The 19,856-nt window shown below is 62.1% G+C and carries 21 protein-coding genes; 11 read left to right on the top strand and 10 right to left on the bottom strand.

Features of this window, described 5'->3' with window-relative positions; genetic code table 11:
• Positions 1-219 precede the first annotated feature (219 nt).
• Together NKH83_RS04790 and NKH83_RS04795 are read left to right on the top strand one after the other, a co-directional pair.
• Positions 220-1,752 carry a helicase HerA-like C-terminal domain-containing protein gene (locus NKH83_RS04790; protein WP_352802322.1) on the top strand — a complete coding sequence of 511 codons (1,533 nt, stop codon included), beginning with the start codon at positions 220-222 and terminating at the stop codon, positions 1,750-1,752.
• A 272-nt stretch (positions 1,753-2,024) separates the two neighbouring features.
• Positions 2,025-3,794 (top strand): adenylate/guanylate cyclase domain-containing protein, encoded by a 1,770-nt coding sequence (locus NKH83_RS04795; protein WP_352479510.1) that lies wholly within the window; start codon positions 2,025-2,027, stop codon positions 3,792-3,794.
• Between the two features lie 110 nt (positions 3,795-3,904).
• Here the strand turns inward: NKH83_RS04795 and NKH83_RS04800 are convergent, their stop codons facing one another.
• Together NKH83_RS04800 and NKH83_RS04805 are read right to left on the bottom strand one after the other, a co-directional pair.
• Positions 3,905-4,729, bottom strand: a complete 825-nt coding sequence (locus NKH83_RS04800) for a L,D-transpeptidase (RefSeq protein ID WP_352802324.1) — start codon at positions 4,727-4,729, stop codon at positions 3,905-3,907.
• Between the two features lie 174 nt (positions 4,730-4,903).
• Positions 4,904-5,566 carry a haloacid dehalogenase type II gene (locus NKH83_RS04805; protein WP_352690040.1) on the bottom strand — a complete coding sequence of 221 codons (663 nt, stop codon included), beginning with the start codon at positions 5,564-5,566 and terminating at the stop codon, positions 4,904-4,906.
• Between the two features lie 151 nt (positions 5,567-5,717).
• Here NKH83_RS04805 and NKH83_RS04810 point away from each other — a divergent pair, with 151 nt between their 5' ends.
• The 4 genes from NKH83_RS04810 (at position 5,718) to NKH83_RS04825 (ending at position 8,877) form a co-directional block, all read left to right on the top strand.
• Positions 5,718-6,596, top strand: a complete 879-nt coding sequence (locus NKH83_RS04810) for a branched-chain amino acid aminotransferase (protein ID WP_352507473.1) — start codon at positions 5,718-5,720, stop codon at positions 6,594-6,596.
• A 107-nt stretch (positions 6,597-6,703) separates the two neighbouring features.
• Positions 6,704-7,300 (top strand): superoxide dismutase, encoded by a 597-nt coding sequence (locus tag NKH83_RS04815; RefSeq protein WP_352802325.1) that lies wholly within the window; start codon positions 6,704-6,706, stop codon positions 7,298-7,300.
• 173 nt (positions 7,301-7,473) lie between these two features.
• A complete protein-coding gene (locus tag NKH83_RS04820) occupies positions 7,474-7,917 on the top strand; it encodes a c-type cytochrome (protein ID WP_352802327.1) in 444 nt (147 codons plus the stop codon).
• A 9-nt stretch (positions 7,918-7,926) separates the two neighbouring features.
• Positions 7,927-8,877, top strand: a complete 951-nt coding sequence (locus NKH83_RS04825; protein WP_352802329.1) for a cytochrome c — start codon at positions 7,927-7,929, stop codon at positions 8,875-8,877.
• 11 nt (positions 8,878-8,888) lie between these two features.
• On the opposite strand, the gene NKH83_RS04830 is transcribed toward NKH83_RS04825, so the two are convergent.
• The 3 genes from NKH83_RS04830 to NKH83_RS04840 form a co-directional block, all read right to left on the bottom strand.
• Positions 8,889-9,272, bottom strand: a complete 384-nt coding sequence (locus NKH83_RS04830; protein ID WP_352802331.1) for an SET domain-containing protein — start codon at positions 9,270-9,272, stop codon at positions 8,889-8,891.
• A 145-nt stretch (positions 9,273-9,417) separates the two neighbouring features.
• Positions 9,418-10,044 carry a LysE family translocator gene (locus tag NKH83_RS04835; protein WP_352802333.1) on the bottom strand — a complete coding sequence of 209 codons (627 nt, stop codon included), beginning with the start codon at positions 10,042-10,044 and terminating at the stop codon, positions 9,418-9,420.
• A gap of 79 nt (positions 10,045-10,123) precedes the next feature.
• A complete protein-coding gene (locus tag NKH83_RS04840; RefSeq protein ID WP_352802335.1) occupies positions 10,124-12,235 on the bottom strand; it encodes a S9 family peptidase in 2,112 nt (703 codons plus the stop codon).
• 114 nt (positions 12,236-12,349) lie between these two features.
• On the opposite strand from NKH83_RS04840, the gene NKH83_RS04845 reads away from it, so the two are divergent.
• Both NKH83_RS04845 and NKH83_RS04850 read left to right on the top strand, forming a co-directional pair.
• A complete protein-coding gene (locus NKH83_RS04845) occupies positions 12,350-12,721 on the top strand; it encodes an SH3 domain-containing protein (protein WP_352479517.1) in 372 nt (123 codons plus the stop codon).
• A gap of 414 nt (positions 12,722-13,135) precedes the next feature.
• Positions 13,136-13,561, top strand: a complete 426-nt coding sequence (locus NKH83_RS04850; protein ID WP_023677844.1) for a Ros/MucR family transcriptional regulator — start codon at positions 13,136-13,138, stop codon at positions 13,559-13,561.
• Between the two features lie 104 nt (positions 13,562-13,665).
• Here NKH83_RS04850 and NKH83_RS04855 read toward each other — a convergent pair whose 3' ends face one another.
• Together NKH83_RS04855 and NKH83_RS04860 are read right to left on the bottom strand one after the other, a co-directional pair.
• Positions 13,666-14,094 carry a SufE family protein gene (locus NKH83_RS04855; RefSeq protein ID WP_352479545.1) on the bottom strand — a complete coding sequence of 143 codons (429 nt, stop codon included), beginning with the start codon at positions 14,092-14,094 and terminating at the stop codon, positions 13,666-13,668.
• 113 nt (positions 14,095-14,207) lie between these two features.
• A complete protein-coding gene (locus tag NKH83_RS04860; RefSeq protein WP_352802337.1) occupies positions 14,208-14,576 on the bottom strand; it encodes a DUF5330 domain-containing protein in 369 nt (122 codons plus the stop codon).
• Positions 14,577-15,095: 519 nt separating this feature from the next.
• On the opposite strand from NKH83_RS04860, the gene NKH83_RS04865 reads away from it, so the two are divergent.
• Both NKH83_RS04865 and NKH83_RS04870 read left to right on the top strand, forming a co-directional pair.
• Positions 15,096-16,841, top strand: coding sequence for an ATP-binding protein (locus NKH83_RS04865; protein WP_352802734.1), 1,746 nt, complete (start codon positions 15,096-15,098; stop codon positions 16,839-16,841).
• A complete protein-coding gene (locus NKH83_RS04870) occupies positions 16,816-17,589 on the top strand; it encodes a peptidoglycan-binding domain-containing protein (protein ID WP_254819938.1) in 774 nt (257 codons plus the stop codon). The genes NKH83_RS04865 and NKH83_RS04870 overlap by 26 nt, the downstream gene beginning before the upstream one ends.
• Before the next feature lie 23 nt (positions 17,590-17,612).
• Here NKH83_RS04870 and NKH83_RS04875 read toward each other — a convergent pair whose 3' ends face one another.
• Positions 17,613-17,903 (bottom strand): type II toxin-antitoxin system RelE/ParE family toxin, encoded by a 291-nt coding sequence (locus NKH83_RS04875; RefSeq protein WP_254819939.1) that lies wholly within the window; start codon positions 17,901-17,903, stop codon positions 17,613-17,615.
• Positions 17,896-18,171, bottom strand: coding sequence for a type II toxin-antitoxin system ParD family antitoxin (locus NKH83_RS04880; RefSeq protein ID WP_502895544.1), 276 nt, complete (start codon positions 18,169-18,171; stop codon positions 17,896-17,898). Before NKH83_RS04880 ends, NKH83_RS04875 begins: the two co-directional genes overlap by 8 nt.
• Before the next feature lie 156 nt (positions 18,172-18,327).
• On the opposite strand from NKH83_RS04880, the gene NKH83_RS04885 reads away from it, so the two are divergent.
• Complete coding sequence (locus tag NKH83_RS04885) at positions 18,328-18,675, top strand: DUF1491 family protein (protein ID WP_352802340.1); 348 nt, start codon at positions 18,328-18,330, stop codon at positions 18,673-18,675.
• A 10-nt stretch (positions 18,676-18,685) separates the two neighbouring features.
• Here the strand turns inward: NKH83_RS04885 and NKH83_RS04890 are convergent, their stop codons facing one another.
• Positions 18,686-19,696: a DUF2336 domain-containing protein gene (locus NKH83_RS04890; protein ID WP_352802342.1), complete on the bottom strand. Its 1,011-nt coding sequence runs from the start codon at positions 19,694-19,696 to the stop codon at positions 18,686-18,688.
• Positions 19,697-19,856: the final 160 nt, after the last annotated feature.

Genomic DNA, 19,856 nt, shown 5'->3' on the forward strand with positions numbered 1-19,856 from the left:
GTCGCATATCACAATGCAGCGTACACGCCGTGCAACACGTCTTGCGTGACTGCGACCGTCAATCGATTGCCAAACATGGGCAGGTTCCGCAAGCTCCAAAAGCCATTTTCGACGACGCCCATTGTCGCTGCGCAATGGCCTCACTATACCTGCGGCGGGGCTCCCTTTTCTTCAAGGGATCAGGGCATTCAACCCTATAGGTTTGCGGAGACCGGGCACATGGCCGATGACACCAGTATCTTCATAGGAGCCAGCCGTAAGCCGGACGACAGCTATCAGCGGCCCGAACAGCTTTTGCTGCAATATGGCAATCGTCACGGCCTGGTCACCGGCGCGACCGGCACCGGCAAGACGGTGACCCTGCAGATATTGGCCGAGGGTTTCTCCAGTGCCGGCGTGCCGGTGTTCTGCGCCGACATCAAGGGCGACCTGTCGGGTATCGCCATGATGGGCACAGCGCAGGATTTCCTGGTGAAGCGGGCCGAGCAGGTCAAGCTCGATCCCTATGAATTCCAGGAATTCCCGGTCATCTTCTGGGATCTGTTCGGCGAGCAGGGCCACCCGATCCGCGCCACCATCTCGGAGATGGGGCCGCTGCTTCTGTCGCGGCTGATGAACCTTTCAGAGGCACAGGAAGGCATCATGAACATCGCCTTCCGCATCGCCGACGAGGAAGGCCTTCTGCTGCTCGACTTGAAGGACCTGCGGTCACTGCTTGCGAACATAGCCGACCGCGCCGAAGAGATCGGCGCCCGCTACGGCAATGTGACGAAACCTTCGGTCGGCGCCATCCAGCGCACGCTGCTGGTCCTGGAGCAGCAGGGCGCGGCCAATTTCTTCGGCGAGCCGGCATTGCGGATCGCCGACATCATGCGCACCACGCGCGATGGACGCGGCGCCATCAGCGTGCTCGCCGCCGACAAGCTGATGATGAATCCGCGGCTCTATGCGACGTTCCTTCTGTGGCTGATGTCGGAACTGTTCGAGGAACTGCCCGAGGTCGGCGACCCGGACAAGCCGAAGCTGGTCTTCTTCTTCGACGAGGCGCACCTTCTGTTCGACGACGCCCCGAAGGTGCTGGTCGACCGCGTCGAGCAGGTGGTCCGGCTGATCCGTTCGAAGGGCGTCGGCGTTTATTTTGTCACGCAAAATCCGCTGGATATCCCTGAAACGGTGCTGGCCCAGTTGGGCAACCGTGTGCAGCACGCACTTCGTGCCTATACGCCGCGCGAACAGAAGGCCGTCAAGACGGCGGCCGAGACGTTCAGGCCCAATCCCGAGTTCGACTGCGCAACCGTGATCACGCAGCTCGGCACCGGCGAGGCGCTTGTCTCGACGCTGGAAGCCAAGGGCGTGCCGTCCATGGTGCAGCGGACGCTGATCCGCCCGCCATCGTCGCGCCTTGGCCCAATCACGCCCGAAGAGCGCCGCAAGCTGATCACTGAAAGCCCGGTTGCGGGACAATACGACCAGACCGTCGATCGCGAATCGGCCTTCGAGATCCTGCAGAAAAAGGCTAAGGACGCCCAGGAGGCACAGGCGCAGCAACAGGACGCAGGCCGTTCGCGCTGGACCATTCCCGGCTTCGGCAACGACGATCCCCAGCCGACCGGCGGCCGCCGCGCGCCGCGGCCCTCCAACCGCCAGACGGTGGCGGAGGCTGCGATCAAATCCGTGGTGCGCTCGGTCGGCTCGTCGGTCGGACGAGCGATCGTCCGCGGCATTCTGGGCAGCCTGTCCAGGGGGCGATGAAGAGCATCGGACCCGAAGGCGGGCATCGGTGTTGGCAAATTCTGCCTTGGCATGAAGCGCCAGTAGCCAGATCTGGAGGACAGCGGACGGCGGCTATGCGCCATTTCGAGACCTTTCTGACAATCGCCGACAATGTCGCGCTTCGGACCCGAAGCCGCTTTCCGGCCAGTGGCACTCCGGGCGCCATCCGTCGTCGCGAGTTCACGCCGTTCCAAATGGAGCGGTCTTGCGCTTGAGTCTGTGCTATGTTGGGTAGTGAAGGAAGGGGCAAGGTGAGCGAGATCCGCAAACTTGCGGCGATCCTGGCCGCCGATGTTGTCGGATACAGCCGGCTGGCTGGGTCGGACGAAGATCGGACGCTCGCGCGACTCCGGGCGCTCCGCAGCGATGTCATCGACCCCACCATCGCGGTTCACGCCGGTCGGGTAGTGAAGCGAACAGGTGACGGAGCCCTCGTGGAATTCCGCAGCGTTGTCGATGCCGTGCGCTGCGCCATCGAAGTGCAAAATGGCATGGTCGAGCGCAACGTCGGCCTCCCACCGGAGCGCCGCATTGAATTCCGGATCGGTATTCATCTTGGCGATGTGGTCGAGGAGAGTGACGGCGACCTGATGGGCGACGGCGTCAACATCGCCGCCCGTCTGGAAGGAATCGCCGAACCAAATGGGATCTGCCTCTCAGGTGCGGCCTATGAACAGGTGCGCGACAAGTTGAAAGAAGAATTCGTCGATCTCGGCGACAAGGAGCTCAAAAACATTGTACGGCCGGTGCGAGCCTATCGTCTGAGCCTGAGCCAAAACGTGGCGAAGTTGGAGCTCGTCGCGTCGGCCGTGTCCGGCGGAAACCTGCCGCTTCCCGACAAGCCTTCCATTGCCGTACTACCATTCCAGAACATGAGCGGAGACAGGGACCAGGAGTTCTTGAGCGACGGCATCAGCGAGGATATCATCACCGCGCTGTCCAAGCTGCACTGGCTGTTCGTCATCGCCCGCAACTCGACATTCGCCTACAAGGGCAAATCGGCCGACATCCGCCAGGTGGCCCGTGAGCTCGGCGTCCACTACGTGCTCGAGGGCAGCGTTCGCAAAGCCGGCGACCGTATTCGCGTTACTGCCCAGCTGATCGAAGCCGCATCCGGGACGCATGTGTGGGCCGAGCGCTATGACCGCGCGGTGAGCGACATATTTGCCGTGCAGGACGAGATCACGGGAAGCGTCGTCGGATCGCTGGAGCCGCAGCTCTATGCTGCAGAGAACGTGCGCCTCAGGAAGCGGCCGACCGAGAGCCTGGACGCCTGGGGCTGCGTCGTGCGCGCCATGCCCTACGTGTGGACCTGGGTTGCCCGGGACAACGAGGTCGGTGTCGGTCTGCTCAAGCGGGCCATCGAGATCGATCCGGAATATGCCCGCGCCATTGGCCTGCTCGGCTGGCTTTATGCCGCGAGGGCGCATCTAGGGGTGGCGGAGCCTTCCGAGGTGCTCGACGGGGCACTCGCGCTCGGCCAGCGCGCGCTCGACCAGGACAATGACGATCCATGGGCTCATCTCGTGCTCGGTTATGTCCACATGGTCGCGCGGCGTCCCAAGCCTGCCAGGGAGGCGCTTACCGAAGCGATCGAGCGAAACCCGAGCTTTGCCATGGCGCATATGGTTCTGGGCTCGAGCTACGGCTACGCCGGGATGGGCGCGGAGGGCGCCCGCCACGCAGAACTAGCGATGCGGCTCTCCCCACGCGACACGATCCAAGCAGCGGTGCTCTCGACGATCGGCACCTGTCATTTTGCAGCCGGGCGCATCGCCGAGGCGGTCGAGTTCCAGCACCGCGCGGTACAGCTCAGGCGCGACTTCGGCACCGCATGGCGCAGTCTCGCGGCAGTGGCCGGGCTGTCCGGCGACCTTGCGCTCGCCGCTTCCGCGCTTGCGGAGGCCCTGCGGATCCAGCCGAACCTCACGCTGGACTGGATCGAGCGCTATCATCCGATCGCCCCCGCGGAGCTTCGTGCGCTCTATGCCGAAGGGCTGCGCCGGGCGGGCCTAAGCTAATTAATCAACCTGGCCGTACAAAGCGACACCCAACAACCTGGCAACCGCCGGCTCGAGGCAGATCGACCGCTTGAGCCGCGAGGAAGATCCCGCCCGCGCTTTCGACCAGCTCAGAAGATCGAATTTGTGATCGATTTTATCGGGCCGAGCAGGATCGATCCTTCCGGCACGCCGGCGTCGATCGGAATGGCTCTGCGGTTTGCTGTTGCCACCACCGGCTGGCCGACATCGGCTGTCACCACGACCGGGGTCTTGTTCGGCACACGATCGTAGAGATCGATAATGTCCTGGTTCATCAGGCGCACGCAGCCCGACGACACCGATTTGCCGATCGACCGCCATTCCGGCGAGCCGTGCAACCGGTACAGCGTGTCCTGGTTACCCTGGAACAGGTAAAGCGCACGCGCGCCAAGCGGGTTGTCCAGCCCGCCGGGCATGCCGCCATTATCGGCGCTGTATTTTGCGAGCTCGGGCTGGCGGGCTATCATGTCGTCCGGTGGCGTCCATTTCGGCCATTTCTGCTTCCATTGGACCACCGCATCGCCCGACCATTCGAAGCCGGCGCGGCCGAGGCCGACGCCGTAGCGGATCGCCTGGCCGCCCGGGCGCACCAGGTAGAGGAAGTGGTTGGTCGTGTCGACGACGATGGTGCCGGGCTGCTGCCCGGTCGGATCGTCAACGATCTGGCGCAGGAACTTCGGGTCGATCTTGTCGACAGGTATGGCCGGCAGCTCGAAGCCGCCATCGGACATCGGCCCATACATCGTCACGTAATCGCCGAGCGCCGGCTCGACATAGGTCGGCGGCGGTGGCTCGACCGGCTGCTGCGACAGGGCGGTGCAACTGGAGACCGCGACCGAGGCGGCGCCAAGGGCTGCTGCGTTGAGGAAACCGCGACGGCTAAGGCGCAGAGAGGACGATTGGGGTGTGAACATGATTGCCTTTTTTAAGTCTCAAATCGCAACAAAGCGTGAATGCGTCCGATACGGCGGAGGTGCTTGAGCAATGTCAGTGCGATAGGCGGTTCCAATTCTGGCCGCAGGGTGGACAAACAAAGGCAAAGCTGTGACTGGATCGTCACTGTTGCGTCGAGGCAACATGTCCGGCCGTCAAACCCCGGAGATCAGACCATCGAGGGACGGCAGGATCAGGGCCGGTGGGAAATCCCGGTATTCCTCTGGCTGATTGGCGCGGTTGATCCACACCGTCCTGAAGCCGAATTTGGTGGCGCCGGCGACGTCCCAGCGGTTGGATGACTGGAAAGAGACGGCGCCCGGATAGAGGCGCCAGCCCGTGGTGACCATGTCGTAGACCGACGGATCGGTCTTGAAGCGCCTGACGCTGTCGACGGAAAAGACGTCGTCCAGGACCTGGTCGAGCGCGGCGGATTTGACCGCCGCTTCCAGCATCTCAGGCGAACCGTTTGACAGGATCGCCAGCCTTGCCCCCGATGCCTTGAGCGCCTTGAGCACGGCCGGTACCTCCGGATAGCAGTCCAGCCGCCAATAGGCCTCGAGCAGCTTCGCCCTCAGCCCGGCATCCGCGGATGGAACCTTGCGCAGGGCGAAGTCGAGGGCCTGCTCGGTGAGCTGCCAGAAATCGGCATAGGCCCCCATCAGCGTCCTGACCCAGGAATATTCCAGCTGCTTGGCGCGCCAGATATCGGACAGCAACTGGCCGTCCGGCCCAATCTGGTCGGCGTGACGGCGCACGGCCGCATGCACGTCGAACAGCGTGCCATAGGCGTCGAAAACGTAAGCCGCGAACTGCATTCGACAGTTTTGAGACCGCGTAAGGCAAGGCGCAAGCGCTGATTGCAGTCCGCCAGCCCGCTGGCCTCAACAAATCTCAGCCAAGCCGGTTGACGGCGGCCGCCAAAGCATCTTCCAATGCGCCGCAACAAGCATCGAACGGAACCTGGCAATGACACTGGCGACTGCGGCGCAATCCGCGACATGGACCTTCGTCGACGGCGACTGGTACGAGGGCAATGTTGCCATTCTAGGGCCGCGCAGCCACGCCATGTGGCTCGGCACCAGCGTGTTCGACGGCGCCCGCTGGTTCGAGGGCGTCGCTCCCGATCTCGATCGCCATGCAGCGCGGGTAAATGCCTCGGCGATCGCGCTCGGCCTGAAGCCGACGATGAGCACCGACAAGATCGTCGGCCTGACCTGGGACGGACTGAAGAAGTTCGACGGCAAGACGGCAGTCTACATCAGGCCGATGTATTGGGCCGAGCATGGCGGCTATATGGGCGTGCCGGCCGACCCGGCCTCGACGCGTTTCTGCCTTTGCCTCTACGAATCGCCGATGATCTCGCCGGCTGGGTTTTCGGTGACGGTGTCGCCGTTCCGGCGCCCGACCATCGAAACCATGCCGACCAACGCCAAGGCTGGCTGCCTTTATCCCAACAACGGCCGGGCCATCCTCGAAGCCAAGATGCGCGGGTTCGACAATGCGCTGGTGCTCGACATGCTGGGCAATGTCGCCGAGACCGGCACCTCGAATATTTTTCTGGTCAAGGACGGCCATGTCATGACGCCGGCGCCGAACGGCACCTTCCTGTCCGGCATTACCCGCGCGCGCACCATGGCCCTGCTGGGCGAATACGGCTTCACGACGACGGAAAAGACGCTGTCGATCCGCGATTTTCTCGAGGCTGACGAAATCTTCTCGACCGGAAACCACTCGAAAGTCGTGCCGGTCACCCGTATCGAGGAGCGCAATCTGCAGCCCGGACCAGTGGCCAAGAAGGCGCGCGAACTCTATTGGGAATGGGCGCATTCGACTTCGCCCGGCTGACCCGCTAAAAAGCGGCCGGCGCTTCGTTTCCGGAGTTGTTCCAGACCAATCCAGTCCTATGTTAGTCCGGTATCGACACCGGATTTTTCCACGAGGGAGTACGACCGATGGCTTTTGAATTGCCCGCCTTGCCCTATGATTACGAGGCCTTGCAGCCTTACATGTCAAAGGAAACGCTGGAATATCACCACGACAAGCACCACAAGGCCTATGTCGACAACGGCAACAAGCTGGCCGCCGAGGCGGGCATGGGCGATTTGTCGGTCGAAGAGGCCGTCAAACAGTCCTTCGGCAAGAATGCGGGCCTCTTCAACAATGCCGCCCAGCACTACAATCACATCCATTTCTGGAAATGGATGAAGAAGGGCGGCGGTGGCAACAAGCTGCCGGGCGCATTGCAAAAGGCGGTCGACAGCGATCTTGGTGGCTACGACAAGTTCAAGGCCGACTTCATCGCCGCCGGCACCACCCAGTTCGGTTCGGGCTGGGCCTGGGTTTCGGTCAAGGACGGCAAGCTGGCGATCTCGAAGACGCCGAATGGCGAGAACCCGCTCGTCCATGGCGTGACGCCGATCCTCGGCGTCGATGTTTGGGAACATTCCTATTACATCGATTATCGCAACGCCCGGCCGAAATACCTCGAAGCCTTCGTCGACAGTCTCATCAACTGGGACTATGTGCTCGAACTCTACGAAAAGGCCTGATCCGTTCCAGAAAAGCCCCGGCAGAACCGGGGCTTTTCTTTTTCACCATCAGAACGACAGTTGCAAAATTTCACGCAAGCGTGAGGCGCAGCGTCGGAATTTTTAAGCCATCCTTGCCGTTTGTCATCGGGTGGGACCGCATCCTGAATTGCCTTCAACATGGAGCCAAGTGAATGAGAAAGCTTATCCTCGCCATCTCGATGCTCGCCTTAGCCGGTTCGGCGGCATTTGCCGACCCGGTTACTGACCGGCAGGCCCTGATGAAGGAACGTGGCAAGATTGCCGCCGGCTTGTCGAAAGTGGTCAAGGGCGAGACGCCCTACGACGCAGCTTCGGTGCTGACCGCGTTGCAGGCACTGCAGGCCAATGCCGAGAAATTCCATGCCGGCGTCGACACGCTTTTCCCGGCGGGCAGCGACACCGGCGACACCACAGCGTCTCCCAAGATCTGGCAGGACATGGCCGGCTTCAAGACGGCTGAAGGCAAGTACCTCGCAGACGTCAAGGCAGCGGTCGCCGCAGCACCTGCGGACGCCGAGGCGTTGAAGGCACAGTTCAACACCATCGGCGGCGGCTGCGGCAACTGTCATCAAAACTACAGGGTGAAAAAAGGCTGATGGCGGGCAATGCGCTTGCTGAAGAAACTTGTCGGCGCCGCCCTCGTTCTGGGCGGCGCGGCCGCGATTGCCGGCTGGTTCCTGTCGGCTCCGGTCAGGCTCGATGCCGCAACGCTGGCTGAGCTTGGTCCCGGCGACGCCGCCAGGGGCAAGCGCATCTTCTACGCCGGCGGCTGCACGTCCTGTCATGCCAAGCCCGGCTCGCAAGGCGACGCCCGCCTTCAGCTGGTCGGCGGCCTCGAGCTCAAGACGCCGTTCGGCACCTTCGTGCCGCCGAACATATCGCAGGATGCCAGGGACGGCATCGGCGCCTGGTCCGTCGAGGACTTTGCCAACGCCATGCTGAAGGGCGTATCACCGTCGGGCGAGCATCTTTATCCGGCATTTCCCTATACTTCGTACGCGCGCATGAAGCCGGCCGACATTGCCGATCTCTATGCATTTCTGAAGACCTTGCCCGCGGTCGCCGGCAAGGCGCCCGCCAATTCGCTGGCATTTCCCTTCAATGTCCGACGCGGTATTGGCTTGTGGAAGCTGCTCTATTTGAGTGACCAGCCGGTCGTTTCCTTTCCCGACGGCACGCCCGACCCGGTGCTGGCCGGCCGCTATCTGGTGGAAGGCCCCGGTCATTGCGGCGAATGCCACACGCCGCGGGACCTCGCCGGCGGCACCAGGAAGGGCCAGTGGCTGGCAGGTGCGGCCGCCGCCGAAGGCAGCGGTATCGTGCCGAACATCACGTCGGGCGAGGGCGGCATCGCCGACTGGTCCGAAGCTGACATCGCCAACTATCTCGAAACCGGCTTCACGCCGGACTTCGATACGGTCGGCGGCGCGATGGTCGACGTGCAACGGAACATGGCCGTGCTGACCCCGGAGGACCGTGCGGCGATCGCCGCCTATCTGAAAGCCGTGCCGCCGCATCCCAACGGCTATCCGGCTCGCAAGAAGCCGGCGAGCTGACGGTCGCTGCGTCAGCGGTCGCCGAGAAAGTCGAAGCCGGTTTTGAAGAAGTGATTGTAGTCGCAGGTCATTTCCTCGCCAGGCGCAATGTCGCGCAAGGCATAGGTCTCCTCCGGCTGCGAGACGTCGCAATTCGGGTCGTCGGCATGGTTCATGTAGCGCGCATCGTCGGCTTCGAAGACGATGTAGTTCGGGTCGCACCGGTCCGGGTAGGCGTAGCGGTCAAGGTAGGTTTTCACCGGCCCGGTTTCCCGCTCGTAGGTCGTCACCTCGATGCGGCGGTCGTATTTCGGGTCGAGCTTCCAGACCAGCGTGCCGCGGGGAATGTGGTTCTTGGCAAAGACGCCGATGCCCTGGATGGGCGATTTGTCGAGATAGACATCGACGAGCAACATGGCAGATCCCTGGGTGAATGAGTGTTGGCGGCGACCGTGAAAAGGCCGCGCATTGGGTAGCGCGCGACCTTTGCAATTGCGAGCGGAAAATCAACTGTGCTTGCCCAGTATCCGAAGCCTCATACGGCGTCGCATGTCGAGAACCCTAGCGCTGCTGCAGCGCCAGCCGGATGCCCAAGGCGCAATAGATGCCGCCGACAGCCTTGCCCTGCCATCTCAGCACCGTAGGGTTTCGGCGCAGGAAAGCGCCAAGGCCGCCCGCACCCACGGCGAAAACCACCGTGCTGACGAGGCCCAACAGAACAAAGATCACGCCCAATGTCGCCAGTTGAAGCATCACCGATCCGTTTTCAGGCCGCACAAACTGCGGAAGAAATGCAAGGAAGAAAAGCGCGGTCTTGGGGTTGAGAATCTCGGTCAAAACAGCCTGCCGAAATGCTTTGGCAGCGGGGATCGCAAGTGCGCCGGCGGCCGGATAGGCAGGCGTTTGCTCGATGATCGCGCGAATGCCGAGATAAATGAGGTAGGCTGCGCCGATGTACTTCACTATGCTGAAAAGCGCCGCCGACGTGGCAATGATCGCCGAAATGCCGACGATCGCCATGAAGGTGTGAACCACGTCGCCGGCCGCGATCCCCGCGCCGGTCGCGATGCCCACCCTGGTTCCAGAGCTGGTTCCTCGCGCCACGGTCAAAAGGGTGGCAGGACCCGGGATGAAGACAAAGCCAAGCACAACCGCGACATACGCAATCAATGTGGCAAGATCGATCATTGGTGGGCTTCTCCGCAACTTTCATCCTCAATGAAGGCATGTAGCGGAACAGCAAGCAATACCTGCCTATCCGCGGTGTTCACGCGGCCAGCTCGGCCTTGCCTGTGACCTTGAGCGCAAAGGCATAGGTGAAGGCGATTTCCTCCAGCCTCGAAAACCGGCCGGAGGCGCCGGCATGGCCTGAATCCATGTTGATCTTGAACAGCACCGCATTCTCACCTGTCTTGCGGTCGCGCAACCGCGCTACCCATTTGGCCGGCTCCCAATAAGTGACGCGCGGGTCGGTCAGGCCGGCCAGCGCCAGAATCGGCGGATAATCGAGTGCGGCGACATTGTCGTAGGGTGAATAGGCGGCGATGGTCCGGTAATCCTCCGCCGAAGCGATCGGATTGCCCCATTCCGGCCATTCCGGCGGCGTCAGCGGCAGGCTGGCGTCGAGCATGGTGGAGAGCACGTCGACGAAGGGAACCTCGGCGACGACGGCGCCGAAGCATTGCGGCGCCATGTTGGCGACCGCCCCCATCAGCATGCCGCCGGCCGAACCGCCTTGCGCGACGATGCGGTCACGCTGCGTATAGCGTTCGGCGACGAGGTGCTGAGCGACCGCGATGAAATCGGTGAACGTGTTCATCTTGTTCGCCCGCTTGCCGTCGTCGTACCAGCCATAGCCCTTGTCCTTGCCGCCGCGAACATGGGCTATCGCGTAGACAAAGCCGCGGTCGACCAGCGAAAAAAGATTGGTATTGAACGCGGCCGGCACGGTGATGCCGTAGGAGCCGTAGCCGTAAAGCAGGCACGGCGCCGACCCGTCGAGCGGCGTGTCGCGGTGATGGAGGAGCGAGATCGGCACCAGTTCGCCGTCGGCGGCAGGCGCCATCAGCCGGCGCGTGACATAGTGCTCCGGGTCGTGGCCGGACGGCACTTGCTGGGTCTTGAGCAGCACCCGCTCGCGGGTGCGCATGTTGTAATCGAAGACCTGCGCCGGGGTCGTCATCGACGAATAGGAAAAGCGCATGATCTCGGTGTCGTATTCGTAGGAGCCGGACAGGCCGAGCGAGAAGGCCTCCTCGTCGAAGGAGATCAGGTGCTCCTCGCCGCTCTTGCGGTCGTGCACGACGATGCGCGGCAGGCCTTCCTTGCGCTCGAGCCGGACCATGTGGTCCTTGAAGCCGATCACCGAAAGGATCAGCCGTCCCGCTTCGTGCGGCACCAGTTCCTGCCAATTGGCGCGCACCGGATCATGCGCTGGCGCCGTCATGATCTTGAAGTCCTTGGCGCCGTCGGCATTGGTGAGGATGAAGAAGATGTCGCCGCCTTCCTCGAGCTCGTACTGCAGGCCGGTCTGGCGCGCCGCAACCAGCTTCGGCTCTGCGAACGGATCGTTGGCGCTCATGATGCGGTATTCCGAGGTCTCATGGTCGTTGATGCCGATCATGATCCACTCGTCGGAGCGCGTGCCGCCGACATCCATGAAGAAGCCGGGATCGGTCTCCTCGTAGATCAGCCGGTCGTTTTCAGGACTGTCACCAAGCGCATGGAACAGCACTTTGGAAGGACGGTGGTTGGGGTCGAGGCGAGTGTAGAAAAAACCGTCATTGCCGGCATCCCAAACACCGCCACCGCCGGTGTCCGGAACCCTGTCCGCCAGGTCATTGCCGCCGGCCAGATCGCGGACGCGCAGCGTGTAGAATTCGGAACCCTTGTCGTCGAAGGCCCAGAGCAGCTTGCTGTGGTCGTCCGAATGATCGACGCCGCCCAGCCGGAAATAGGGTTTACCCTCGGCCTCGGCATCGCCGTCGAGCAATATCTGCTTGTCGCCGCCGTCGCGCGCCGTGCGGAAATAACGCGGCTGCTGGCCGCCAAGCTTGAAGGAGGAGCCGTAGGCATAGGGCCCATCCTTCATAGGCACAGAGGAATCGTCTTCCTTGATACGCCCCTTCATTTCCGCGAAAAGCTGCTTCTGCAGCTGAGCCGTATCGGCCATCAGCGCCGCCTGGTAAGCATTCTCGGCTTCGAGGTGGGCGCGGATTTGGCCGTCGAGCAGAGACGGATCCCTGAACATCTCTTGCCAATTGGTGGCCCTCAGCCAAGCATAGTCGTCCGTCCGCGTCATGCCGTGATGCGTGTCGAAGATCGGCCGTTTCTCCGGCTTCGGTGGGGTGGCGGTCGGAAACACTGGGGTTCTGGTCATTGCGTCTCGCTGTGGAAGTTACTTGAATAGCGAATGAACACGCCGCTCAGCGCGGGTTCAACGGCTATGATCTATTGTCTGGTGGCTCGAGGGGACGGGCTGGAGGAGAGGACAATGAACATTTTTTCTCGGACTGTCGCGGCCCTCGCCGTCGCTGCGACGACCCTGGCCAATGCCGGTCATTCTCATGCAACTGCCTTTGCGGCTTGGCAAGTGGCCAATGTGCCGTTCGGCGACACACTCAATGTGCGCAAATATCCTTCCGGAACTTCGCAGAAGCAGGCCGCCTATCCCAACGGGACGGTTCTGCAGATGACCGGCAAATGCACCGGTGGGATAAATCTGCTCAATCTCGCCAACCATTCGTACTGGCAGCAGAAACAGAAGATCCGCAATCACTGGTGCCAAGTCTGGCATGATCCGGCACAGAACGGCCAGTTCGTCACCGGCTGGGTCTACGGAAAATACATCACTCCGTTTCAGTGACGCGGCACGCCGCTCCCGGCCGACGGCTCACGAGCAACAGTAATCCTTCGCAACCTATGATTTTACTGAATCCGCCGATTGGCCAGGCTGTAATGCTGCCGGCTGGAACAAGCATTGAGCTCTATTTACCTGCTGCAGTCTGTGTAATGGCTGCTTGCCGCCGCGTCAGTCGATGCTGGTCTGACCAGAAAAAACGGCAAGTTTACACTCTGCACGAAAGAGTGAAGCTGAATATGAAAGATTTGACTTGCATCGCTGAATAGAGCGCAAGAAGCGAATTGACTTACTTGACGCCAAGGCCCATTAAGGTGCCGCGACGCGAATCGCGGAGGCTTTTTCCTGCACAAGTTCGCGCGATGCCCAACTATCGAAACGGGCGCAAACAGAAACAATTCTCGTTGGGGCCTGAACGCCATGGATATTACCGAAACACCTTCCAGAAACAGTGACGCGCTGATCGAGCTTACCGCCGACGTGGTGGCCGCCTATGTCAGCAACAATCCCGTGCCGGTCGGCGAATTGCCGAACCTCATTGCCGATGTCCATGCCGCTTTGGGGCGCGTCGGCGGGGCCGCCGAGCAGCCGCCTGCCGACAAGCAGAAGCCGGCGGTAAATCCGAAGCGTTCGGTGCATGACGACTACATCATCTGTCTCGAAGACGGCAAGAAGTTCAAGTCGCTCAAGCGTCACTTGATGACCCACTATGATCTCACGCCCGACCAGTATCGCGAAAAGTGGAACCTGGACCCGAGCTATCCGATGGTTGCGCCCAATTATGCGGCCGCCCGTTCGCAGCTCGCCAAGAAGATGGGTCTCGGCCGCAAGCGCAAGGGACGCTGATAACCGGCTCTTCGGGTTTGACACTCAAACGGCGCCTGCGGGCGCCGTTTTGTATTATCCGGTCAAAGGTCGAACCCGCCATGCTGCCGGCAACTGCCGTCCGGTCAGGCGGTCTGCTTCAGCGCTGCTTCGGCGTCACGCTTGATGCGCTTGACCATCGAGCGAAGACCATTGGCGCGCTGCGGCGACAGGTGCTCGTCAAGTCCGAGCGCCTTCAATGTGGCCTCCGCGTCGGTCCTCTGGATTTCGCTGGCCGGCCGTCCCGAAAACAGCGCCAGCATGATGGCGACCAGACCGCGCACGATATGGGCGTCGGAATCGCCCTTGAAGGTGATAACGGGGTCGGGACCACCGCCCTGTTCGGTGGTCAACCAGACCTGGCTGACGCAGCCGGGCACCTTGTTGGCCGGTATGCGTTGCTCGTCGGGAAACGGCGGCAGCGCTTCACCCAGTTCAATCACATAGCGATAGCGGTCTTCCCACTCGTCGAGCAGGGAAAAGTCGTCGCGGATGGTCTGGATCGTCGTAGTCATCACCCCGGATATAGTCATCCGGCGCTGCCACGTCACGGAAAAAGAGGAGAAACGCCGCAGGCGCCGAGAGCGGGGAGCCTTGCGGTCTGGCGACGAATTCGGCCGAAACCGTCTCAGTTCTTCGCCGGCAAGTGCAGTTTCGCCGGCAGATCGACTTTCGCGGGCAAGACGATTTCCTCGGGCACGCTGCCGGTGGTCGTCACCGCATCTGGTTCAGGGGTCTTGTCGTCCAGCATGGCGGCCGCGATCTTGGCGGTTTCCCTGGCCCGGGCGGTGATGGTGTGCATTGCCGATTTACCGGTCTCGCACACGTCCGGCTTGCGCTCGCAGATGCCGGCGATGTCGCCGACGGCTTCGCGTGCCGCAAACAGCGCCTGGAGCGGCCCGACGCTTTCGCGGCCCGCATCATCGGCGCCGACACCCAGCGGCAGCGCCAGAAGCACCAGGGAAAACCAGAAAGCAGCTCTTATCAGAAAGCCCATCTGTCTGTCCTTTATGACGGTCATGCCTCCGAACCACACGACCCTTGTACCGCGATACTGGCACGGAGGCGCAAAGGACGGCTTGTCCCGAAAGCAACAGTTTTCCTCAAATTTTAGGCAGATTCGAAACGAAGCGCTTTGAAGTTCACTTGCCTCGAATGGGTCATATTTCATTCAGCAAATGGTAACCATCCAACCTGTTGTTTCTCCTCGTTATTTTTTGCATTGGTGACAGTTTGGTGCGATTGGCCGCAAGCTTAGGCGCGGGTGGTCCGGATAACGCTCCGTTTACTATGGCGGCAAGTGCCCCCGTTTTTCCCCACCGGGATCCCGATATTTGCTGCCTGCCGGGGGACGATCGGCCCAGCCTTATCCATTCCTTAAACGCTGGATGCGAGTTTCGGATCGACAAAAGCCGCCTGCCAAGCAGGGCCGTTCACGACCGGGTGCGTTGAGTTGAGTGCGATCAAGGCCAGATACGCCGAGTTGCCGGGCGCGATAGCCGCCGGTTGCGAACGGATGGTTCATCCGTCCGTCCTCGGCCAGGACGACCGCCGCCGTGAGAGCCGGTTCATTGGCGTCATGCTGGCGGCTCCCTTCTTCAGCGCGGGTGCAGCGGTGACGCTGGTCACGTCGGGCATGGGCGCGGCCGTGACTGTGGCTGCGATCTTTGCGGCGTTCGGCCTTTGCTGGTTCGCCGCCCTGCTGGTGGCTGCATCGGGCAAGATGACCCTGGCCGGCCAACTCGCCTTGGTCGTCGGCAGTGTTGCCCTGGGTGCCCTTATCGCTGCCGCCGGCGGTGTGGCCTCGCCGGTTGCCTTGCTCGCGGTGGCGCTGCCGTTTGAAGCCTGGTGGATCGGCCAGTCGCGGCGTGCCGTGATCTGGGGCGCCATCTCGGCCCTTGTCGCAGTCTTGCTGCAGCCTTTAGCCGGTTCCGTCTTGCCGCTCGGCCAGACCGAAATCGCCGCATGGCACTGGCTGGTGCCGTTGGCCTGGGCGCTCACGCTCATTCCGCGTGTCGCTTCACTTCGTGCCACCGCCAGCGCTCAGCTCGATCCGGCCGGCAGCCACCGGCTCGAAGACCTGATCGACGCCGTCGTGCTGCGAATCGCTGCCCATGGCGAGGTTCTGGACGCCTCGGCTAAGGCACGCACGATACTGAGGCTGCCACCGGAGCTGCTTTTCGGCACCGGACTTTTCGATCGCATCCATCTGTCCGACCGCGTCCCGTATCTCAGTGCGCTGGCCGATATGCGCGATGGCGCCCTGTCGCGCCGGCTCGACCTTCGCGTCCGGCTGCCGCAGAGCAGCGGCGTGACAGCCGACAATTACCGGCCGTTCTCGCTCGAGATGATGCGCGCGCCTGGGCAGGGGACTGTCTTCACGCTTCTTCTGCGCGAAAACGATGAAGTGGCCGGACTGCGCCAGGAGCTTGCCGCTGCCAACGAGGCGGCTGCTTCGGCCGAGGTGGCGAAAGGACGCTTCCTTGCCGTCGTCAGCCATGAGTTGCGCACCCCGCTCAATGCCATCATTGGCTTTTCCGACATGCTGCTGCACGAGATGTTCGGCAGCTTCAAGGATCCGCGCCAGAAGGAATATGTCGGCTTGGTCAGGGATTCGGGCCAGCACTTGCTTGCCGTCGTCACCTCGATACTCGACGTATCGCGGATCGAATCGGGCGCCTACGCGACCGAACCGGAACCGTTCCGCTTCCGCGAAGCGGTCGAGATGTGCCAGTCGATGATGCGCCTGCAAGCCGAGGCAAAGGCCATCGATCTGCAGGCCCAGATCGCGCCGGACGCAGGCGAAATAAATGCCGACCGTCGCGCCGTGCAGCAGATCCTGATCAATCTCGTCTCTAACGCGATCAAGTTCACGCCCGAAGGCGGCAATGTCGTCATCGGCGCCAAGCGCATCGGCTCGCGGCTGCATTTCTGGGTCCGGGACACCGGCATCGGCATCGCCGAGGAAGACTTTGTCAATCTCGGCAAGCCGTTCATGCAGATCCAGAACGACTATACCCGCCGTTTCGAAGGCACAGGGCTCGGGCTTTCGCTGGTGAAGGGGCTGGTGGCGCTGCACGAGGGCACAATGTCGATCGAAAGCATGCCGGGCGAGGGCACCACGGTGACGATCAGCCTTCCCGTGAGCGGCCCGACGGGCCGCTCGGCGGAGAAGACCGGCGTGGTGCCGATGTCCGCGGTCAAAGCCAAGGCGGACGGTGGCAAAGGGGAGAGCAATGGGTCGCTCCGCAAAACAGCCTAAGGCGGTCAAACGCCGCGGCAATGCCTTCGAGCACGGAGCGATGGCGCTGGGCAGCCTGATCTCGCGCAATCCTGTTGTGGTCGGCGGCTCCACCGCGTTCCTGGTGACGCTGTTCTACGTCTCGGCGAACGCGCTTTGGTACCAGCCCTTTCCGCATGCCGGAGCGTTTTTCGCTACCAGAAGCATCGAACGCTTTCCGCGGGCGGATAGCGATGAGCCCGAAACCACCATCAATATCGTGCGTCCGGCCGCTACGCCGATCAAGAGCGACCCGGTCGTCGAGCAGGTCCAGGGCATCTTGAAGGATCTCGATTTCTATTCCGGCACCATCGACGGTATTCCCGGACCGAATACGCGCAAGGCCATCCAGGCCTATCAGCAGAAAGTCGGATTGAATGCCTCCGGCGAGATCGACGGCGTCCTGCTGGATCAACTGGGCGCCACGCCAAAGACCGCGGCCGTGGTTCCGCATCCCGTGCCGCGGCCGGTCGAAACGGCCGCTGCTCCGGCCGCCATTCCGGTATCCGCACCAGCAAATGCAGCGGCGCAAACGCCGGATCCCCGCATCGTCAAGATCCAGGCCGGACTGAAAGCGTTCGGCAATGAGGACATGCAATTGGATGGCGTCGTAGGCGCGCGCACCAAGGCCGCGATCAAGGAATTCCAGGCGCTGTTCGGCTTGCCGGAGACCGGCGAGCCAGACGAGATCGTCTACGTCAAGATGCGCGAGATCGGCCTGACCAACTGAGGGCCGAAACCTAGTCTCCCGGCCTATTTAAGCCATTGCTCCGGGTCACGCATTCCATGGACTATCGCCACGGCTAACACGCCGTAGGGCATGGGCTCGTAAATCACGATGTAGCGCCCCTCGACCAGAATGCGGGCGGTGGCGCTCAATTCCGGTCGAGCTGCGCCCATTTTGGCGTGCTCGCAAGCCAATTCCAGCCTGTCGAAAATGCGTCCGATCAGCTTGTCAGCCGCCTTCTCGTTATCGACGGCAATGTGATGCCAAATATCTCGCAAATCCTGAGAAGCTCGCGGGGTGAGCCGGTATTCAGCCACGGACTGCGCGTTCGGCCTTCAGAGCGCGTAAGAAAGCCGTACGATTTACGTGTTGACCTTCGCCACTTGCCATTCCTTCGTCATAGGCCCTTTTGAGGCGTTCCAGTTCAAGAGTGCGGAATTCCTCGCGCTGCTCCCATAGACGTAGTGCTTCCCTGACGATTTCACTGTTGGAAGCATAGTCTCCGCTGTTCACGGCGTCTTGTAGACGGGCGGCCTGCTTGGGGGTAAGCGACACAGTAAGAGTGCGCATGGGCTGGGCTTTCATACCGGGCACTATAGCATTTTTCACAGAGGCCAACAAGTTTTGTTAGACTTTGTTGGTAAATCGTCGCATTCCGGGACTTGCTTTGATGGCCAACCGTTGCTCGCGAATAAGTGAGAATCTCGACACCACAAACCCGAAATCGTACAGGGTCCCGCCATGCGGGTAACCACCGATCTGTGGGTGTCGGCCCTGTTGCGCCGGGTTTTTAGCGCCGGCGGCTTTGCCGCCGTGGTCAAGCGCGGCGCCACGGAAGCCGGCGCAGTTTTCGTGTTGGCGCGTGGCCGGCTAGGAGAGATGGCGCTGTTCGGGCCGGCGCCGCAGACGAGCTACGATTCGGCCAAGCCGGACGACCGTTTTTTCAGTCTGCTTGGCGAAGGCGACGATGTCGCCATTTTCGACGCGCGGCTGGAGCGCGAGAAGAAATTCGATCCGGATATCTGGGTGATCGAGATCGAGGCGGGCGCCGTTCCCGTCGAGGAGCTTATCTCGGTCAAGGCGTCGTAACGGCAAGCCTTCAGATGCGAAGCGCCTTTGGGGTGGCGGTTACATCGGCGCTGTTCGGCTTGCGCAGGTCGGCATTTGCCGCGACGCGCCCGGGCTTGCGAACGATTTTCGACACGGTGTCGGCCTTCCAGCCGCGGAGCCTGTCCAACGCAGCGTCGCGGTGCAGCAGGCGGTAGCGGTCGAGGAAGATGCGGATCGCCTGCGGGTGCGGAAACTCGGTCGGATAGATGGCAGCCGTGATCAGGAACGCCTTGTCTTCGCTGAGGTCGAGCGCGCGCAAGGCGAAAAGTAGCGGTGTGTAATTTTGGGTCGCGGTGAGCGTCCGCGCCGTTGAAAAATCGACTTCGAGCGCATCGGCGAGCGCTGTCTGAAAGAATGCCGCATTGCCGGTCAGCGCGGTTTCGCGCAGCTTGACGTAGGTTTGTGGCTCGACGAACGGTCTGATGGCGGTGCCGCGCTCGGCGCGCATCATGGATCGCAACCGGCGGCGTACAGTTTCGGCGGCGTCGGCCGCCTCTTGTCTGTTTGCGTCGCTCGCGACCATTTCCGCGTTTTCGGACGCGGCTTTGGCGGTTGCTTCCGGCTGCTGCTGCGACCGCACCAGCGTCGGCCTTTCAAGCACTTTGATGAGATCGGCGATGGTTTGGTTGAGATCCTTGCGGCGGGCAATGGCACGGGCATGCGGCAGGCCGTGACGCCCAATCAGCGCGATCAGGTCGACGTCGCTGAGGGCACGCGAGCGGATGAGTAGCGGAGCGGCGATGTCGACCCGCTCCTGGCAAAGCCGCCGCACCAGCGCGGCGGGTGCATATTCGCATTCGGAAAGGGCTGCCGCGACGTAGCGGCGCGATTCGACCGAGACATTCTCGAAAAGCGGCAGCGTCAGGTCTTCGAGCTGCGCGATCTCCCGGCGCGACGGGCGGGTGAGCGAGCAGAATGCCGATACCGCGGCGCGAAACAGCCTTTCGGCCTTTCCCGATTCAGCTCCTGCTGCGATTTGCCTGAAATCCGAAGCTGACACGGAGGATACGCCCGACACTCGACACGATCTGGAGGGCGCTCTGCCGGGCTGTACCGGTTTCGCGTTTCCCAAGAACAAAGATCAATTTAGCGGCGATCCGTTAGCGCTCCGTTAACCTACTGCCTTCTTAATCGACTATGGAGGCGTTGCGTTGTGCTCC

It is taken from the genome of Mesorhizobium sp. M0909, assembly GCF_040319515.1.
Lineage (GTDB): Bacteria > Pseudomonadota > Alphaproteobacteria > Rhizobiales > Rhizobiaceae > Mesorhizobium.

Excerpts from the sequence above, each read along its gene's own strand:
- NKH83_RS04790 (WP_352802322.1), top strand. The coding sequence starts at position 220 with ATGGCCGATGACACCAGTATCTTCATAGGAGCCAGCCGTAAGCCGGAC.
- NKH83_RS04800 (WP_352802324.1), bottom strand. The coding sequence starts at position 4,729 with ATGTTCACACCCCAATCGTCCTCTCTGCGCCTTAGCCGTCGCGGTTTC.
- NKH83_RS04805 (WP_352690040.1), bottom strand. The coding sequence starts at position 5,566 with ATGCAGTTCGCGGCTTACGTTTTCGACGCCTATGGCACGCTGTTCGAC.
- NKH83_RS04810 (WP_352507473.1), top strand. The coding sequence starts at position 5,718 with ATGACACTGGCGACTGCGGCGCAATCCGCGACATGGACCTTCGTCGAC.
- NKH83_RS04815 (WP_352802325.1), top strand. The coding sequence starts at position 6,704 with ATGGCTTTTGAATTGCCCGCCTTGCCCTATGATTACGAGGCCTTGCAG.
- NKH83_RS04820 (WP_352802327.1), top strand. The coding sequence starts at position 7,474 with ATGAGAAAGCTTATCCTCGCCATCTCGATGCTCGCCTTAGCCGGTTCG.
- NKH83_RS04825 (WP_352802329.1), top strand. The coding sequence starts at position 7,927 with ATGCGCTTGCTGAAGAAACTTGTCGGCGCCGCCCTCGTTCTGGGCGGC.
- NKH83_RS04830 (WP_352802331.1), bottom strand. The coding sequence starts at position 9,272 with ATGTTGCTCGTCGATGTCTATCTCGACAAATCGCCCATCCAGGGCATC.
- NKH83_RS04835 (WP_352802333.1), bottom strand. The coding sequence starts at position 10,044 with ATGATCGATCTTGCCACATTGATTGCGTATGTCGCGGTTGTGCTTGGC.
- NKH83_RS04840 (WP_352802335.1), bottom strand. The coding sequence starts at position 12,235 with ATGACCAGAACCCCAGTGTTTCCGACCGCCACCCCACCGAAGCCGGAG.
- NKH83_RS04845 (WP_352479517.1), top strand. The coding sequence starts at position 12,350 with ATGAACATTTTTTCTCGGACTGTCGCGGCCCTCGCCGTCGCTGCGACG.
- NKH83_RS04850 (WP_023677844.1), top strand. The coding sequence starts at position 13,136 with ATGGATATTACCGAAACACCTTCCAGAAACAGTGACGCGCTGATCGAG.
- NKH83_RS04855 (WP_352479545.1), bottom strand. The coding sequence starts at position 14,094 with ATGACTACGACGATCCAGACCATCCGCGACGACTTTTCCCTGCTCGAC.
- NKH83_RS04860 (WP_352802337.1), bottom strand. The coding sequence starts at position 14,576 with ATGGGCTTTCTGATAAGAGCTGCTTTCTGGTTTTCCCTGGTGCTTCTG.
- NKH83_RS04865 (WP_352802734.1), top strand. The coding sequence starts at position 15,096 with ATGGTTCATCCGTCCGTCCTCGGCCAGGACGACCGCCGCCGTGAGAGC.
- NKH83_RS04870 (WP_254819938.1), top strand. The coding sequence starts at position 16,816 with ATGGGTCGCTCCGCAAAACAGCCTAAGGCGGTCAAACGCCGCGGCAAT.
- NKH83_RS04880 (WP_502895544.1), bottom strand. The coding sequence starts at position 18,171 with ATGAAAGCCCAGCCCATGCGCACTCTTACTGTGTCGCTTACCCCCAAG.
- NKH83_RS04885 (WP_352802340.1), top strand. The coding sequence starts at position 18,328 with ATGCGGGTAACCACCGATCTGTGGGTGTCGGCCCTGTTGCGCCGGGTT.